Genomic DNA, 17,902 nt, shown 5'->3' on the forward strand with positions numbered 1-17,902 from the left:
TCACCTGTCCTGCTTTGCTGCTAGCCGTTTAGACCATACTGATAACGGATAATCTATTATGAAATATAAAAAGAAAATCAGACCGTAAATCCAAAATACAGCTGTCGGATATTTTTGGTTATTCGCTTCAATAATCTGTTGTCCAATCGCGATGACATCCATAATGCTGATCATCATTAATAAAGAGGTAGTCTTAATTACTCTTGTAGCCAGATTAATAGTTGCTGGTAACTCCAGCTGCACGGCTTGGGGCAATAAAACGTAACGAAAAAGCTGCACTTTGCTTAAGCCCAAAGCCAAGCCTGATTCTTTTTGCGCAATAGGAACTGATTCTATTGCTCCACGAACGATATCACTAAACTCAGCAGCAACCCATAGGGCAAAGGCTAAAACTGCCATCCAACTGGCTGGCCAATTGATGTGAAAGCTGCGCGGTAAAATATAGTAGAACAAAAATAATAGTACGATGGTGGGAACTATCCTGAAGAATTCCAGATATAGCCGCAAAATAAACCGAATTATTTTATTAGGTAAAGTGCGCAATACACCAAGGAATGTACCTAAAACAAGACCAATAACCAGACTAACACCTGCAATCCAAACGGAAGTCCACAAGCCTTGCAAAATTCTGCTAAAGTTATTGCCGGCAAAGAAAACATTAATCGCCGAATGTGCCATAGCGTACCTTCCTTTCTAAATAATTTAAAAGTAAAATAATTGGAATTAAAATAATTGCGTAGGCAATCACCAAAATTAGCAAATACTCATTTGTCCGGTAATACATTCCAATTAGGTCTAGAGCTGTATTAGTTAATTCAGGAATAGCAATCACTGAAAAAATGGAAGTCTCTTTAATCAGGAATATAATGTTTGCTGTTAAGGCAGGCATACTTAGCGCAAAGCCTTGCGGAAAGACAACATAACGAGCTAATTGCAGATTATTCATCCCTAAAGCTTTACCATCATCAATCTGAGTGGCACTGACCCCGGCAAATCCACCAGTAAAGCCTTCAGCCATATAAGCTCCACCAAGAAACACCAGACCAATAATTCCGCAAGTTTGGGCTGACATTTTTAGTCCAATAACTGGAAAAGCATAGTATAGGAAAAACAATTGAATTAATAAAGGTGTATTTCTTGCTAACTCTACATAAGCTGTTATTAGTTGACTCAAAATTGGTACTTTAAAATATTGGATTAAACTGCAGAAAACTCCCACTACAATAGAAAAAATTATGCCAACAGCAGACAACCAGATAGTCAGTTGAAAAGCTTTTGCAAAAATAGGCAAACTTTGATTAATAATTTGCCAGCTCATTTTTAACCTCCCCTGCAGTACTTAAATGGACTCAGAAGTCTCATTATTTGTCACAGTAGTTCTAACAAAACAAAAGGCCTGCGGATACTTTATTCGCAGGTCCTAAATACTTATTGTTTTAGATTGGAGTGCGAATACTAAAAGAAACAATTATTTTGCAAATGATCTAATGAAATACATTTCTTTTCAGTTCTTTGCATTTGTCTCATTAACTGCACTTCTTTCTAAAACATCTATCAGTGCTTCTTATGCTATGCTTTTACTTACTTTTTGTCAATAACTTTGCTTAATATTACTCTCATTTTCTATCTTTGGGCTAATAAAAAACGCGCTTAATTAAACGCGTTTGGTCTATTTATTTAATCTTCTTAAGACTGTGACTTTTCTTTAATTGCCTCAGCAGACTTCTGTAACAAGTTTTCCTCATTAGGAGTTAAATGCAAATCAATTTTGTGGACAATACCTTCACGCCCAACAATTGCAGGATAAGACATGTAAGTACCATACTTTTCTTGGTAACTTGATACTGGTAATTCTGTCCGTGAATCTGTTAAAACGGCCCGCACAATTCTAACCGCAGCCGCCGAGACCCCATAATTAGTGTATTGCTTGCCCATAAACACTTTTTGACCACCAAATCTGATTTCATCTTCTAAGTCACTTGGCTGCCATGATTCTTTTTTAGCCAATTCAGTTAATGGCTGTTCAAATACTTTTACTGTTGACCAGGCTGTAAACTGAGTGTCACCATGTTCACCTAATGCAAAGCCACTCACAGAACGAGGATCAACATTAAACTTTTTAGCTACAACTTTTTTCATTCTTGCTGTATCAAGTAAAGTACCAGTACCCAAAACATGTTCTTTGGGCAAACCAGTTAGTTGCTGGTAAAGACTGGTTATTGCATCTACTGGGTTGGAAATAACAATCAGAATACCGTTAAAGCCACTATTTTTAATAGATTCAGTAATTGGGCTTAACTGCTTTTTATTATATTCAAGTTCTTGGAACCGGTCACCCTTTGTTTCTAATGATATTTTTCCTAAAGTACTAATGACAATGTCAGCGTCTTTTAGTGCATTATAGTCATTAACAATAATATTGGTATGATACGGCAGGTTAGCCATTGCATCTTCAAAGTCAATTGCATCAGCGTTAACTTTGCCTTCATTAACATCAATCATCACCAAATCAGCGACTAAACCTGAAATAATCAATTCATGAGCAACGGTACAACCAACGTGACCGTCTCCAATAATACCTATTTTTGTTGTCATAATTAAGTGCCTTTCTTTTAAAACTGTTGCAATATCTCAGCCAACTCTCAATTACTCTTTTATTATACTAAAGATAGAGTTAAAAAAGACGTTTTCGCTATACTAAATAAAGCAATCTTAATTTCTGAAATTAAATTCAAAATCAGGTCCTTATTTACCAACTTTAATATCTTTTGCGTAAGGAATTGCGGGTTGAGCACCGTATTTTTGCACAGTAAGTGACGAAGCTTTATTAGCAAAAAGAACGGCATCTTTTAAGTTAGACAAATCTGTTGTTAGTATACTGGTCATTGCGCCAATAAAAGTATCGCCAGCTGCTGTAGTATCAACAGCCTTGACTTTAAAAGCCGGGACCATTTCTCTTTGATTTTGATAGTCGTAAAATGCTCCTTTAGCACCGATTGTAATAATGACCGTTTTTACGCCCTGATCATGTAGCTTGGAAGCAGCCATTTGCGCAGTTTTTTCATCAGTCACCTTAATCCCAGTGATGGTTTGAGCTTCTGTTTCATTTGGAGTAATGATATCAGTAAGCTTTAACAAATCAGCAGGGATTTCAGCCATTCCAGGAGCTGGATTCAAAATTGTTTTTACCCCTGCCTCATGAGCAATTTCAAACCCTTTAATTGTTGCAGCAAGTGGGGTTTCAAACTGTGCGATAAGAAAATCAGAATCTTTAATCAAATCCTGATTCTGCACAACTTCAGCCGGGCCAAAAGCATAATTTGCGCCAGCATAAATAGTAATTGAATTCTGACCACTATCATCTACTGTAATAAATGCTTGTCCAGTTGATACTTTTTTAGCTGTGATAATACCCTGAGTATTAATGCCTTCACTTTTGAGTAAGCCCAGCATTTCTTTTCCCGGTGCATCGTCACCTACACCACCAATAAAGCTAACTTCACATCCTGATCTTGCCGCAGCCACCGCCTGATTTGCGCCTTTTCCACCCGCGGCTGAATAATGTTCTGACGCATGAACAGTCTCACCCGGTCTGGGCATTTGTTTAACGCGCAAATTAGTATCTAAATTAATACTGCCAATAACTGTAACTTTATTCATTTAAACTTTAAAACCTCTTAATTAGCTTTCAAATAACTTATTTCTACCAAAAATAATAACACATTTGAAATTACCCTCAAATGTGTTATTAATTTTATTAATGTATATCTCCTAAAATATCTATTTAGGCAAAGATCCAATCACTGTTTGTGAATTAACCTGTCCCATATTAGTTTGGTCAAAATCAATATTCTTATTATTCAAAATAATCACAATTATGTCGGTCTCCTTGCCCGCCTCTTTTGCCCGCTTTAAATCGAAATTAGCAAGTAACTGGCCTCTTTTGACCTTATCACCCTTCTTTATTTTAATGGTAAAAGGGGTTCCGTTAAGCTCAACGGTGTCAATACCCATGTGTATCATTATTTCTGTTCCATTTTTACTTTCAATGCCAATAGCATGTTTGCTTGGAGCCAACATAGTTATAACTCCCGTAATTGGAGAATAAATCTCAGTATCTGCAGGAACTACCGCAAAACCATCACCCATTTTTTTAGAGGCAAACAATTCATCATTAACTTCAGCAATTGTTTTAAAAAGACCTGAACATGGGGAATAAATAGTTTCATTTCTCTTGAAAAAATTAAGCATATTTTTCCTCCCTATATATGTGTATCCCAATAAGTGCAGAATGCATTAACTGGACTCTTACCTTTAAATGGAGATTTGCCTAGCAACTTATCTACTAAAATTGCGGGAACATATTCATTTGCTGTATATGCATTGATATAAGTTTTTACCATTGGAACATCCTGCAAGTGGTATGGATTAGCGATTGAAATAAAAATAGTAGGGATTTCGTGTACAAACCAAGGAACATTGTAGCCCATTGGTTTAAGCCAATTTAACCTGACAGTTGTTTGATTGCTGGCTGTTTTAACGTTAGCAAAATATATTACCGTATCAAACCTGGCTTTTAGCTCTTTGACGGAACCATTAACCATTAAGTCCTTTAAGTCTTCATTTTCAGGATCAAATACAGTTACATTAAATCCTTCTTCTTTTAGTCTTGTAATAAAAATACTTGAAACAGGCGGTTTGCCGCTGGCACTAACAACATCTCCTATAACGAAAACCAGAATCTTCTTGTTTTTCTGCAATGTCAAAGGTAGAACATCTTGCTTGTCTTTAACTAAAGTAATTGACTCATCTGCTAATTCTTTAGCCCATTTAACATGTTCTGGACATTTTAAAACTTTTAAAGCCTCTTTTTCAGGAACCAAAGTATTATTTCTTTGCTTTAAAAATAAGTGCAATGCTTCTTTTGTAGCTAATACTCTAGTAACAGCGTCATTCAATCTGTCTGTTGATATTACGCCCTCGTTCACTGCATCAAGTACAAAATTAAAATCTTCTTCCAAGTCTCTGGTAAATAAAAGCATGTCACAACCAGCATTAATTGCTTGAGGCAACAGCTCTGCTCTTTTTCCTTGTGAACTAAAACCGGCCATGTTAGTAGCATCACTTGAAATCAAACCATTAAATCCTAGTTTCTCTCTTAATAAATCATGAAGCAATTCGTATGATAGAGAACCAGGATAAATATCTTCATCTTTCACATCTGGATTAAAGTATCTCGTATAAGCAGGTTGATAAATGTGACCGGCCATCAATGTCAGTGCTCCATTATCAATCATAGCCTGATAAATTTTGCCATATGTTTTATCCCAGTCAGAAACGCTTAGTGAGTTAACTGATGTCAGAAGATGCTGGTCGCGATCATCCACACCGTCTCCTGGGAAGTGCTTAATTGCGACCGCCATACCTGAACTTTGGCATGCTTTCATATATTCTTGGGCCATTGATATGACAGTATCAGGATTATCACCGTAGGTTCTAACATTTATAATTGGGTTAGCAAAATTTTTGTTGAAATCTACTACAGGAGCAAATGACCAATTACATCCCACAGCGCCACCTTCACGAGCAGAAATTAATCCTAAGCGGTATGCGTTCTTTTTATCATTAGAAGCCGCTACTTCGATTTGTCTGCCGTAAAAGGTCCCGTCAGTACCTATGCCGTCTCCACCAGATTCTAGGTTGGCGCCAAGCAATAGCGGTATTGGGGAAACCTCCTGAATATAACGTTGCAAAGCCTGAATGCTGGAACTCTTTTGCGGACGAAACATCATGCCACCAGGCCGATAGTTCTCAATAACCTCTTTTATTTCTTGTTCGGTTGAATAATTGCCCAATAAGCAAAATAATTGGCCCACTTTTTCTCTGACTGTCATCTTAGACATGAGCAATTTAATATTATCAATCTGCTCATCTTTCAAGTAGAATGGATTGCCCTTTAAATTTATTTCGGTCATTTGCAATGCTCCTTTTCTTAAATATTATTTGTTTGCTTTTTTGGTTTGCAAAAAATGAGAGTTAAGCAAAATGAAATTGCCATGGAAATTAATACTACTATCACTGCACTAATAATACCGGAAAAATTAGTAGCATTAGGAGAAAGGAAGCAAGGGAAAGCGAATATACCTTGTCCACCCATTTGATAAAATTTAACTCCCATTAACATTGCTAAAATACCACCAATAGCTGAAGAAATACAACTAATGAAAAATGGTTTTTTCAGTGGCAAAGTAACACCATAAATTGCCGGCTCAGTAATACCAAAAATTGCTGGGAAAATTGAAGCAATAGTATTGCGCTTTTGCTTAGTATCTTTAAGGATCAAAGCCAGTGCACAAAGTGCTGCAAGCTGAGTAAAAGGACAGGCTATATTGGCGGCAAAAATAACATCAAATTTTTGTGTGGCTAAATTGTTCAGTACTATTGGGATAATGGCATTGTGCACGCCAAAGATTACTAATATTTGCCACATTCCTCCAATAAAGGCACCTAATAAGATTGGACTAAGTTTATATAACTCTTTTACAATCCAAGCAATAATATCTGACAACCAAATTGATACTGGACCAACTACTAATAAAGTTAGTGGCACAATTACCAATATGGTTATTAATGGTACCAGAAAATTCGCAACGGATGCCGGACTGATTTTTTTCGCAAAACGTTGAACATAAGAAGCTGCCCAAACTGCCAGGATAATAGGAATAACAGTCGAAGTATAGTTATTTAACAAAACAGGTATATGTAAAAATGTTAAATATGCCTTAGTTTGAAAAATCGTACCCGACAAGACTGTTGCTGCAGCTTTTCCTGACATTGCTTGTATCAAAGTAGGATAAATAATTGCCGTACCAATAACAAGCGAGGTCATTTGATCAACATGAAATTTTTTACCAGCAGTAACCGCTAAAAATACGGGGAAGAAATAAAATAATGCATCTCCAATAGCATACAATATAATATATGTGCCATCTGTATTCTTTAAGACACCCGCTGTGGTCAAAATTGCCAGTAGTCCCTTAACCATACCGCTTGCACATAAAACGCCCAAGATCGGCACAAAGATACCAGATAAAAGGTCTACTGCTTTATCCCATAAGGATTGTTTTTTATCAATTAGTTTCGTATCTTCTTTCAGGGCCTCTTCGTCTGCTACAGTTTCTCCTCCGCTAAAGTGGTAGAAGCTGTTAATCTCGTCAAAAACTGATTCTACGTGCATGCCAATCACTATTTGATATTGTCCGTTAGCTTGGATCACGTCAACTATCTCTTCATTTTTCTTAAGAGCCTCGGTATTTGCCTTGCTTTCATCTTTTAAAACAAAACGCAATCGGGTAAAACAATGAATTAATGAGACAACATTGTCCTTTCCACCGATGTTTTTTACTATAAATTTACTCAACGAGGTATATTTTCCCATTTTATTTCTCCTTTGAGATTATGTTTTTCAACATATTGTGAATATGAAGTACTAAATAGGCGCGTTCTTCCTGATAAATGGTGATGCCAAATTTTTGATCAAAGTCATCACTGAGACTGTTCACACAATCTTTTTCCCTTTGATATTGTTTATCAGACAAAACAACTAACAGTGAAGAATTAACGTCATTTTCTTTATAATCATTATCTAAAATTCTTTGAGCAAAAAAGCGAACATGAGTATCAAAGCGCTGATAATACAGTGGATCTGCTTTCTCAGCAAAATCAATTTTAAAATAATCAAAAACGTAATTCGTAACCCAATGAACTATCTCAACTACACGATAACCGTTAAAATCTCCCTTATTTTCCAACTCACTGTTCACTACATGTAAAGCAATTGTGGCTGCTTCGTCTTCAGCCAAAATGCAACCAGTCATATTACGAATTAATTTGATGCCAAAAAGACCAACTTCAAATTCTTGAGGATAAATTCTTTTTATATCCAAAATCAATGGATTCGAAATTTTTATGCCCTTTTTAGCCTGTTCAACTGCTCTGTAAATATGATCAGTTAAAGCTACGATTAGACTTTGATTTAACTCTTGTTTTAATAGGGATTTTGCTTTATCAACTATGTCATTAGCAATTGCATAGTATTCAACTGGTATATTAACCAACAATTTTGCCATAGCTGAGGAGATCTCTTGAGGTAATACTGGAAAATAATATTCTATTTTGCTTTCATCAATTTCATCACCAACATGTTTACCGAAAGCTATTCCTCTTCCTGTAACAATTAATTCTTTACCTTTGTCGTCGACTACAAAAGAAACATTATTGTTTATCCCACGCTTAATAAACACTCACTTCTCCTCCTTTCAATAAAAAATAAAAACCTGCTTGCACACAAGAACCAAATTGATGATTTAAATTGTGTGACAAACAGGTTTAGCTTACTTAATAATCATTAGTAATAACTATCCGATAGTCATGTTTATTTTACCCGATTAAATGGGTTATGTAAATATAAATTAGCAAATACTGCGTAACGCTTTCAGAAAAAAGATTTTTTTAATTTTCAAATCATCATCTTTTAATTTTGTCTATCAAAGCATATAATTACTTTTATCATTCAATTTAAGTAAGGTAAAAATATGAAGAGACAACTTAACTTTTTCGCTGCTTTAGCAACAGTCATGGGCACCATGATTGGTGGCGGGGCTTTTTTCAAAATTGCTAACATTTCGGCTTTAACTCATAATGCCTGGCTAAGTATCATAGTGTGGCCCTTTGCCGGCTTAATTACTCTAATGGCAGGATTAAGCATAGCCGAATTGGCATCAATATATCCCAAAGATGGCGGACCCGTCAGATATCTGGAAGAAATATACGGTCCCAAAGTTGCCTTTTTGTTTGGCTGGTCCCTAATAATTGTCTATTATCCGGCAAATATCGCTGCACTTTCAATCGTATTTGCAACCCAACTAAAAGAAATACCACATTTCAAAGACTTATCTACTACAGTGATTGCTCTAATCGTGATGCTGGCGATACTTTTAATCAATTGGATCGGGTCAAAATTGAGTGGTCAGGTACAAAAAATAACTTTGGTTATTAAGCTCTTGCCGATTGCTGCAATTATAATCTTTGCTTTGTTTTATAGTGGACCTAATCAGCTAGCAGGAGCTCCAGCGCCTAAAATAGCATCTGCTTCGGGAGCAATGGCCTTCGGACAAGCTCTTTTAGCTGTGCTTTTTGCTTATGATGGCTGGTTAAGTATCGGTAATTTAGCCAGTGAAATAAAAAATCCCGCAAAAACTTTAGCCAAAGCTATTATTTGGGGACTTTTAGGAGTAACGATTATTTACACTCTTCTTAACTGGAGTTATGTTAGAGTCATTCCCTGGTCAAAAGTTGTAGGTAACCAGACAACTGCTCTACTTACCGCCAAAAAATTATTCGGCAACGTGGGTGGTACTTTAGTTGCTACAGGAATTTTAGTTTCAGTGTTTGGTGCGATTAATGGCCACCTTCTTTTGGGATCCAGAATGCCTTATGTTTTAGGCAAAGAAAAGAAATTGCCAGCTGCAAACTTTTTCAGCAAATTAAATTCTAAAACTATTGTGCCCACCAACAGCATGATTTTTGAATGCGTCATTGCAACCATTATGATTTTTTCTGGTACATTTGATTCATTAACCAACATGTTGGTTTATGTTTCCTGGATTTTTTCAATTTTATTATTTTTAGGCGTCCTTATCTTACGTAAAAAACAACCAGATCTTTTACGACCGTACAAAACTCCCTGGTATCCCATTCCGCCGATTCTAGGAATTTGTGGTGCTTTATTCATCGTTGTTACCACAACGTTAACCCAGCCACTATTATCACTTACAGGCATTTTATTGACCCTTAGCGGCTGGCCGGTTTATGTTTATGTGCAAAAGAGAAATCAAACTTAATTAAAGTATAAAAATCTATATTAAAGACTTTTATAGAACAAAAAATATAGCCTTGGAGTATTTTTCTATTCCAAGGCTTTTATATATTTCAAAATTATTTATTTTTTCGCATTTCTTTTTTTAATACTCGAATTAATTTCTTTTACAGTCTGCCTCTGTGACAAAATAACGATTAGCCAAATAACAATATAAACTAAGACAAAGACACCAACCAACCAAAAATTAATCGGCCACTTATTTATCCAGCACATTAACAACACCAGCAAAAATGTCCCTATGATATGAACGCTAAAGGCAATAGCAGGTGGTACATCTATCGCAAAAATCATTGATAAAATGCCTATTAACCCTGAAATAATAAAAACGGAAATAACACCTAAACGGGTAGGAATACTAGGAGAAGCAAAAGTCAATATTATCAAATAAGTAGCTGCACCAAAGCCCACACCGGTAAAGAAATAGTTAATGAAATTACTTAATTTTCTCATTTTACAGACCCAACTCTCTTTTTAATGCAGGCAAATACAATCTGGAAACATCAGCTTTTAGATTGTTTTGTAAAAGTGCGATCATATTTCCTGCAAAGCCTACTTCTATCGATTCCAGAAAATTAATATTGATAATGCCATGTTTCGAAACTTGGATAAACCCATCACCCAGTTTTTCTAGTACCTGATATAATCGACCAGTTGTTTTTATCATGTTTTTAGTAGTATAAAACGTAATATCTGTTGTCTGGATTTCTACTTTGATAATTTCTGTTCGTTTAATGGTTACTATTCTGTCTTCCACTTTAACTGGTAAAAGATCATACCTTTTTTCACCAAATTTATGCAAATAATCTATTAAATTATCAACTGCTTCACTTTTTTGAGCGGCCTTAATTTCAACTTCAATGTCTTGTTTGTTTAAAGCAGAATCGGCCTTAAATTCAATCTTCACTTTACTTATTGCGCCTTCTGTCAGTGATAAATGAAAGCAAAATAATTACTAAAATTAGTATTGCAATCATTAAAAGTAAAACAAACATATTATTTAGTCTATTATTATTAATTTTATACTGTATTCCTAAATAATTAATTAAATGCCGTTTTACGTTGGTTGGAAAAGTTGCTAGTGTCTGCTTAAGTAAAACACCTCTTAAAGCAGCTGCTTCATAACTACTTGGTACTAATTTTACCAAATTTTGTGCTCCAGAAACCAATATACCGTATGGTAAATAAGTTGCAACAGCGAAACCGGCAGCAGCGCCAAGGACGGCAGAAAACCGACTAAAAGTAGTGCTGGAATGCATGAAAAGCACGATTATTTCATCTAATAATGTAGCTGCAATCGCACCTACCAAGATATACAAAAGTCCGGGTAAAAGTGCTGATTGAGGAATCGAGATATGATCAACTAATGAAAAGTACATGGCCATTACGATAAAGGTGATGATTTGCATAAAAAAGCTGACTGTTGCTCCGGATAAAATGTAAGCAAAATTTTCTGCAAAACGTGATATGCCAGTTAGTTCAAAATCAGCGTCGGCTCGCGTTTCGCGGTCACTTACTTGCTGCCCTAAAGCTTGAAAAGCCGTAGTAATACCAGAAACCGCAACAATACCCGCTATCATCCATAAATCCAACATTTTAGTCACATGAGGTAATTGCTGCCAATTACTTCTTAAATTATTTTGCAAAAAGCCAATATAGATAAAGAAAGAAATCAGTGCACCCAGGCATGACATGAATACAGCAGGAATGTTAGAGAAATAAATTTTTAAATTTCTACGAAATAATGCAAACATTTAATGTATCTCCTTTCCGGTAATTTGAAGGAAGGCATCATTGATTGTTCCTTTGCGATATGAAAAATCGATAATATTTTCTTGATTGTTTTTTAAAATTTCAATTGCTTCTTGAGGGGATAATATGTCAATCGCAACTTGATCTTGACTGAGTCGAATAACTTTTTGTTTAATCTGTAAAATTTTGGTTTTCTTAACAGTAAGAATCAATTTATTAGGGGCAAATTCCGTCTTAATTTCAGCTGCAGAGCCACTGGCAAGAATTTTACCATTTTCCAAAATATACATTTGGTCAGCATTTTCTGCCTCCTCTAAATAATGAGTTGTCAAAAAAATAGTAAGGTTTTGTTGCTGCTGCAGTTTAGTCAATAATTTCCAAATAGCATTTCTTGTTTGGATATCAAGTCCTGTAGTCGGTTCATCTAAAAAAAGCAAATCCGGGTTACAAATCAATGCTCGAGCTATGTCTACCTTTCTTTTTTGACCACCTGATAAAGTGCTAAATTTTTGATTTAAAAATTCTTTGATGCCGATCAAATCAATTAGGTGTTCAAGCCACTCATTAGAAAATTTACGATACATCTGTGCTCTTAAATAAAGATTATCTTTAACTGTTAACTCGTTATCTAAAATGCTATTCTGAAAAACTAAGCCTATTTTAAGATTTGAGGCTTTTGAAATGATACCTGAAGTTGGTTTTAATAGTCCTGTTAACATGTTTATTGTGGTGGACTTGCCCGCACCATTTGTACCTAAATACGCCACTAATTGTCCTTGCTTTATTTGAATATCAGCTTTATTAACGGCAATTTTATTCCCAAATTTTTTAGTTAACCCTTGTGTTTCAATTAACATAGCGACACCTCTTCCTTAATTTGAATTAAGCATACTAGTTCAAATAAATTTTGTAGCGCATTTTATAATAAGAGACAAAATAGTAATCACAAAAAGATAAAATTAAGACACAAAAATAAAAAAGGTGTTGATCAAATTTTTGGTCAACGCCTTTAGTGTTCAAAATTAACTTATTTTCTTAAATGAATTTCGCGGTCAAATAAACTTTGCAGTTTTTCATCGAAATTATGGGCGATAAAAATAACAGTGCTCGGCATTTTAAGGAGTTCCTGCAAGATTGCTCTGGTTCCCACCTTATCAATTGCACTTGTGCCTTCATCAATTAACAAGATTTTACTGTCATGTATCTGGGTACGCGCTAAAATTATTTTTTGCCTTTGACCGCCAGAAACATTCAGTTTTTGCAAATTTACTTTGGTTTCTAACCCCTGAGCAAATTGTGTCAGATCTGGTTTTAACCCAACGGCAACTGCAGCGGGTTCAGCTAGCTGATTTAACTTGGAGTCAAACATAGTGATATTGTTTTTAATAGTGCTGGGAAATAAAACAGGATCTTGGGCAATATAGCCAATTTTAGCTAAATCAGGTTTAATCACTTTTCCCTCTTGATCCTTAAATGCTATTTTTCCTGAACTCGGTGACAAAATCCCTAAAAGCAGTTTAAACAAAGTTGACTTGCCTGTTCCGCTGTCACCTGATAGCAAAATTTTTTCGCCATAATTGACCGTGATATCAGGGAACTTTAAAGTCACACCATTAGGAAAACTAATTGCCAAATCTTTTGTACTAAAAGCAAAAGGTGTCGCTAAGTTTTGCCCATCAGTTTTTACTGACAAAGTCGCTGCAGTAACATTATTTCTTAAAGTTTTACTGCCCTTAATTAAGCCAAAATAGAATGGCAAGTATTCGATTGCTAGTGAAATATAATGACTAAAATTACCGATAACTGCAATCGCACCAAACGTGACCAGACCGCTTTTAATTAAAATACCCGTCCAGACGAACAAAATCAGGATCATAATTTGCGCAACACCGTTGGTAATAATGGACAGAACTTGTTGTTCTTGTGTCTGTTTGAGGTTGGCTTTTTCTAAATCCTGCGCGCCCTTATGCATCACACTAGATAATTTATCACCGGCAAGATAACGCTCTAATTCAGCAATACCGCTCAACCATTTTTCAATCAGATTCAAATACTGTCTATTTTGATGAGATACTTTCTCCGTAGCTCTTTGAAGCGGCTTTTCAATTATTTTAGGTAAAACAAGGGAAACGGCTACCGAAATTAAGATGAGCAACAACAAACTCCAGTGCATCGTCAGCAGTGCAATTACGGAGAAAATAACATAGCCCAAAAAATTGCAAATGACCGGAATTAAGTTAAAGGACTGATTGTTAACCGTATTAAGATCATTGGTCAGGCGATTTTTAACTTGCGAAGTTTGATGATTCTTACGATCATAATAGATGTGACTTACCATTTTGCTTCTTAAGGTGTGATTAAATTCTTGAACTTGTCGTGTCAGTAAATATTCAGAGCCCCAGTCAAAAGCATACGATGAGAGATAAGCTAACGTAGTAAAAGCAATGATTAACAGCCACGCTTGACCGTCATGCTGGCGCAAGGCGGTAAATTCCCACATATTTAAGTAAGATGCCCCGATTAAAACAAAGGGTTGCAAGAGGCTAAAAAATACAATGAATATGAAACGAATTCGATTGGTATGAAAGAAGTTTTTAAAAGTCATGGTGGTTCTCCTTCTGGCTTGCCAACCGAATCGTTTTATCAAACATATTTTTAACTTCAGAATTAAGATTATGAGCAATCATGATCACAGTCTTATTAGTGTGAACAAGTTCAGCAATAATTTGCTTAGTTGCTTTACTATCAATGGCACTTGTCGCTTCATCCAGCAAAATAATTTCATCAGCGAAAACTTCTGATCTGGCCAGAATAATCTTTTGCCTTTGACCACCAGATAAATTGTTTTTATCCAAATCAACTTGGGTATCAGTTCCTTGGGGAAATCTCGCAATATCGCTCTGCAATTGCACTTTATTAATTAAATTAGGCACTTGATCTAACAAATGCTGGTGAAACATCACGATATTTTCCGCAATTGTTCCTGGAAACAATTGCGGATCTTGAGCAATGTAACTAATCCGGTTTAAATTTGGTTGAAAAGCTTGCCCTGCACTATTTATAAAAATAATTTGCCCTTGATAAGGCTTGATCTTACCTAAAAGAGCTTGAAAGAGTGTTGACTTGCCAGTTCCGCTATCGCCTGAAAGTAAAACTTTTTCACCCTTATTGATCACAAAATCAGGGTATTTAATTATTGGACCATTAGGATATTTAAGCGCCAAATTTTTAATTTCAATTTGGGCAATTTGAGTAGATGAACCTTTTTGTCTTGATTTAGTGTTAGAAATCAGGCTAGCCGTAGTTTGATTGATATTTTTAGTGGATTTAATCTTGACGGCAGCACTTGTAATAGAGGATACAGCTGAAAAGATACCAAAAGCAAAAGAAGTCGAAGCTAATGCCGCTCCAATTTTTATTTGTCCAGTTAAAAATAGGATACCCGCTAAAAAGGCAATCGACATTTGTCCTAAAGTATTACCAATTCCATTAATTGTATTAGAAGCACAGTTTTTATTGATTTGATTGACTTTAGACTTTTCCAACTTCTCAGCGTAGCTGCTCATTTCTTTATTTAAGATCGTCCAAGCATGATACCGCCGCAGTTCATTTAAACCATTGATCCATTCACCGATACCAGTTAAAAAAGCGCTAGTATTTTGCATCACTTTTCTACTTGCCTCTGAAGTCATGCGCGCCATTATTTTGGGCAAGCTTAAATCTATTAGAACAAAAATCGCAGTTAGTAAAACAAAAGACCAATTTAAGCTAAAAAGGACGCCAGCAGAAAGCAAGATGATAAATAAATTACTAAGAACATTAACCCACGGCAGAGCAAAATCGCTGGTTAAAGTAGCGAGATTGCTTTGCAGATAGTTCTGCATTTGCGCCACAGTCGCATCGTTTTCAGTATAAAAATGGTCTACCATTTGCCCTCTTATTTGATCAAGATATTCCTGAATCTGTGCGTTAAAAAGGTAAGTCGCTAAAGGCAAAATAAATACACCACAAACTACCGGGATAAATTCAATTAATTGCCAGCGAATGTAAACGGGCAAATTGCCAACGCTTAGTCCGTTAACTGCAAATTGAAAAAAATATTGGTCAAGTGAGCCGGTAACAGCGAAAATAAAATAAAGTAAAATAATAAAAATTGCTCGTTGTTTATTAGAGCCAATCAGTCCCTTTAATGTCATGTGCTTGCGTCTTTCATTTTATGCTAAATCAATTTTATTAAATTTATCTAATAATAAAATGAATGAGCAAGGGTGTCAAATTAGCAGTCAAAATATAATCGCTGGGTATAAAAAAACTAATTCCAATGAAAAATTAGTTTGAAAGTGATTAAAATTTTACATTGGCGGTTTATGATAATGATGGTAGTTAATGGTTGCCTTTTTAAACTCAGCCTTTTTATTTAATTTCTTTGCCAATTTTTGATCTAAGTACCCTTTAGTTACTTGACTTTCTTTTTCCAAAGCTATGAACTGATCGTAAACTTTTCGCTCTAATGTTCCATTGTTAACAGCTTCTTTAACGGCACAGTCAGGCTCATCTATATGCTTACAATCATTAAAGCGACACTTCTCAGAGAGATCGGCAATCTCAGGAAAAACTTGCTTCAGATTGCCACCACTAACGCCCATACTTTTAATTCCAGGTGTATCAATTAGAACAAAGTCTCCAAGTTCAATTGGGATTAATCTTGAGCTCGTTGTTGTATGCCTGCCCTTATCAGTCTTTGCACTGATACGGTTTGTGGACATTAATTCTTTTTGAGCAATGGCGTTAATCAAACTTGACTTTCCAACTCCTGAATTACCATAAAAAGAAACAGTTTGCCCTGGCAAAATACTTGAGCGTAATTCAGCCAATCCATCTCCCGTGACACATGAAGTACAAAAAACTGATATTTTTAATTTATCAGCAATTTGTTGGGCAAGGTTCATACTCTCTGGGAAAAGATCTGATTTTGTTAAAACTATTGATGTTTGATACTCATTTTCTTTTTTTAAAGCATAAAGAAAACGGTTGATACGTGAAGTCTTTAAATTTCTATTCATTGAAAAACAAATAAAAAGCTGATCAATATTGCATGCTGAATCTTTTTCTTGAGCATGAAATTCTTCACCGATTATTCGACCTAATGTACTATAACGCGGAAGGCGCTCATTAATTAAATCAAAATCTATTTGTGGGTCTAAGGTTACCCAATCACCCACCAGAAATTGCTCTGACCGTTTTTTAGGAATGGCATTATTTTCACTGCCATCTAAACGCATCACTTTATACATGTCAGAAGAATTTAAGGAAATTCTCCCAAGTGTCTGTTCGTTATCAACTGACTCATGTTGTTTATATATATTTAATCCTAAATCCAATAGATGCTCCTATAGATTAATTTAATACTCCGATCTACTTTATAAGTTAATACTATAGCATAATTTTATATTAAAAAATAGTTAAAAATTATTCCGACTTCGAAATAACTTTGTCCAACTTGCTGGTGTCACTTAAATTGGCATTTAAAAATTCTTGATTATCTATCGGTAAATGCAACTCAAAGTTTTCTATTAGTTGAACGCTGGCTGTTACATCTTTCATTGTAGCTGCCAAAACATGACCGCCAAAGCTTAAATCGTCGGCCAAAAAATGATTGTGAAATCCTGAAACTCCAACACCTTGAAAAACAGATGGAGTATAATAAGTAATCATTGTTCCACTGATATTTTCAGTTTCAAATTCGACTTGATTTTCCGCAATTTTCCCTAGAGACGGATAAGGCTTATGAGATTTTTTAGACGACCTTGTACGAATTTTTTGGAAAACACCTTTAGTCAATATTGCGAAAAATTGATTTCGGGCGTTATTTTTGGTCAAAACATCTTTTAGCATTTCTGTTAATTCGACATTTTGGTATTCTTTGAATTCGTGATAATCCGCAAAACTAACGTCAGCATATGTCACTTTGAAGTCATTCGGCAGTTTCACAGCTGGACCACTAACATCTATTTTGTAACCGACACCGTCCAATATTACCAATTCACCATCAACGCCATCACCCGTTCCAATGCCAATATTGCCGTGTTTTAACAATTCTGATAGCGGTAAAGTGCCTTCCAATAAGCCTTCAACCAGCATTTGCATAGTACCGTGTTGAAATAATGTGTTTTTTGTCATATTTTTGTCCCATTAATTTATATAATTAGTTGG

17 protein-coding genes are annotated in these 17,902 nt (G+C 35.4%); 1 reads left to right on the forward strand and 16 read right to left on the reverse strand.

The annotated features are described in order from the left end of the window. The 8 genes from ACZ2M0_RS00120 to ACZ2M0_RS00155 form a co-directional block, all read right to left on the reverse strand. Nucleotides 1-678: an amino acid ABC transporter permease gene (locus ACZ2M0_RS00120; protein WP_265893185.1), complete on the reverse strand. Its 678-nt coding sequence runs from the start codon at nt 676-678 to the stop codon at nt 1-3. Beyond that, a complete protein-coding gene (locus ACZ2M0_RS00125; RefSeq protein ID WP_187153887.1) occupies nt 659-1,318 on the reverse strand; it encodes an amino acid ABC transporter permease in 660 nt (219 codons plus the stop codon). The genes ACZ2M0_RS00120 and ACZ2M0_RS00125 overlap by 20 nt, the downstream gene beginning before the upstream one ends. Nucleotides 1,319-1,686: 368 nt before the next feature. After that, complete coding sequence (locus tag ACZ2M0_RS00130) at nt 1,687-2,595, reverse strand: L-lactate dehydrogenase (RefSeq protein WP_490058074.1); 909 nt, start codon at nt 2,593-2,595, stop codon at nt 1,687-1,689. A 150-nt stretch (nt 2,596-2,745) separates the two neighbouring features. Next, nucleotides 2,746-3,660: a ribokinase gene (gene rbsK, locus ACZ2M0_RS00135; protein WP_490058076.1), complete on the reverse strand. Its 915-nt coding sequence runs from the start codon at nt 3,658-3,660 to the stop codon at nt 2,746-2,748. Between the two features lie 120 nt (nt 3,661-3,780). After that, a complete protein-coding gene (locus ACZ2M0_RS00140; RefSeq protein ID WP_490058077.1) occupies nt 3,781-4,251 on the reverse strand; it encodes a PTS sugar transporter subunit IIA in 471 nt (156 codons plus the stop codon). Nucleotides 4,252-4,262: 11 nt separating this feature from the next. Then, nucleotides 4,263-5,975, reverse strand: a complete 1,713-nt coding sequence (locus ACZ2M0_RS00145) for a glycoside hydrolase family 3 protein (protein ID WP_490058078.1) — start codon at nt 5,973-5,975, stop codon at nt 4,263-4,265. Nucleotides 5,976-5,992: 17 nt separating this feature from the next. Beyond that, nucleotides 5,993-7,438: a PTS transporter subunit EIIC gene (locus tag ACZ2M0_RS00150; protein ID WP_490058079.1), complete on the reverse strand. Its 1,446-nt coding sequence runs from the start codon at nt 7,436-7,438 to the stop codon at nt 5,993-5,995. Nucleotide 7,439: 1 nt separating this feature from the next. Next, nucleotides 7,440-8,303: a PRD domain-containing protein gene (locus ACZ2M0_RS00155; protein WP_490058080.1), complete on the reverse strand. Its 864-nt coding sequence runs from the start codon at nt 8,301-8,303 to the stop codon at nt 7,440-7,442. Between the two features lie 291 nt (nt 8,304-8,594). Between ACZ2M0_RS00155 and ACZ2M0_RS00160 the strand changes: the two genes are divergently transcribed. Next, nucleotides 8,595-9,902, forward strand: a complete 1,308-nt coding sequence (locus tag ACZ2M0_RS00160) for an APC family permease (RefSeq protein WP_490058081.1) — start codon at nt 8,595-8,597, stop codon at nt 9,900-9,902. Nucleotides 9,903-10,000: 98 nt separating this feature from the next. On the opposite strand, the gene ACZ2M0_RS00165 is transcribed toward ACZ2M0_RS00160, so the two are convergent. The 8 genes from ACZ2M0_RS00165 to budA all read right to left on the reverse strand — a co-directional run bounded on the left by ACZ2M0_RS00165 (nt 10,001) and on the right by budA (nt 17,869). Next, a complete protein-coding gene (locus tag ACZ2M0_RS00165; RefSeq protein ID WP_490058082.1) occupies nt 10,001-10,390 on the reverse strand; it encodes a DUF3021 family protein in 390 nt (129 codons plus the stop codon). A gap of 1 nt (nt 10,391) precedes the next feature. Beyond that, a complete protein-coding gene (locus tag ACZ2M0_RS00170) occupies nt 10,392-10,844 on the reverse strand; it encodes a LytTR family DNA-binding domain-containing protein (protein WP_490058083.1) in 453 nt (150 codons plus the stop codon). 1 nt (nt 10,845) lies between these two features. Continuing rightward, nucleotides 10,846-11,691 carry an ABC transporter permease gene (locus ACZ2M0_RS00175; RefSeq protein WP_490058084.1) on the reverse strand — a complete coding sequence of 282 codons (846 nt, stop codon included), beginning with the start codon at nt 11,689-11,691 and terminating at the stop codon, nt 10,846-10,848. Further along, nucleotides 11,692-12,546: an ABC transporter ATP-binding protein gene (locus tag ACZ2M0_RS00180; RefSeq protein ID WP_490058085.1), complete on the reverse strand. Its 855-nt coding sequence runs from the start codon at nt 12,544-12,546 to the stop codon at nt 11,692-11,694. A gap of 170 nt (nt 12,547-12,716) precedes the next feature. After that, on the reverse strand, nt 12,717-14,294 hold the full coding sequence (locus ACZ2M0_RS00185) for an ATP-binding cassette domain-containing protein (RefSeq protein WP_490058086.1): 1,578 nt from the start codon (nt 14,292-14,294) through the stop codon (nt 12,717-12,719). After that, a complete protein-coding gene (locus ACZ2M0_RS00190; protein ID WP_490058087.1) occupies nt 14,284-15,885 on the reverse strand; it encodes an ATP-binding cassette domain-containing protein in 1,602 nt (533 codons plus the stop codon). The genes ACZ2M0_RS00185 and ACZ2M0_RS00190 overlap by 11 nt, the downstream gene beginning before the upstream one ends. Nucleotides 15,886-16,041: 156 nt before the next feature. Further along, nucleotides 16,042-17,070 (reverse strand): ribosome small subunit-dependent GTPase A, encoded by a 1,029-nt coding sequence (gene rsgA / locus ACZ2M0_RS00195; protein ID WP_490058088.1) that lies wholly within the window; start codon nt 17,068-17,070, stop codon nt 16,042-16,044. An 88-nt stretch (nt 17,071-17,158) separates the two neighbouring features. Next, nucleotides 17,159-17,869, reverse strand: coding sequence for an acetolactate decarboxylase (gene budA, locus ACZ2M0_RS00200; protein WP_490058089.1), 711 nt, complete (start codon nt 17,867-17,869; stop codon nt 17,159-17,161). Nucleotides 17,870-17,902: the final 33 nt, after the last annotated feature.

This window comes from Lactobacillus sp. VURO6/B1 (VP7), assembly GCF_058139575.1.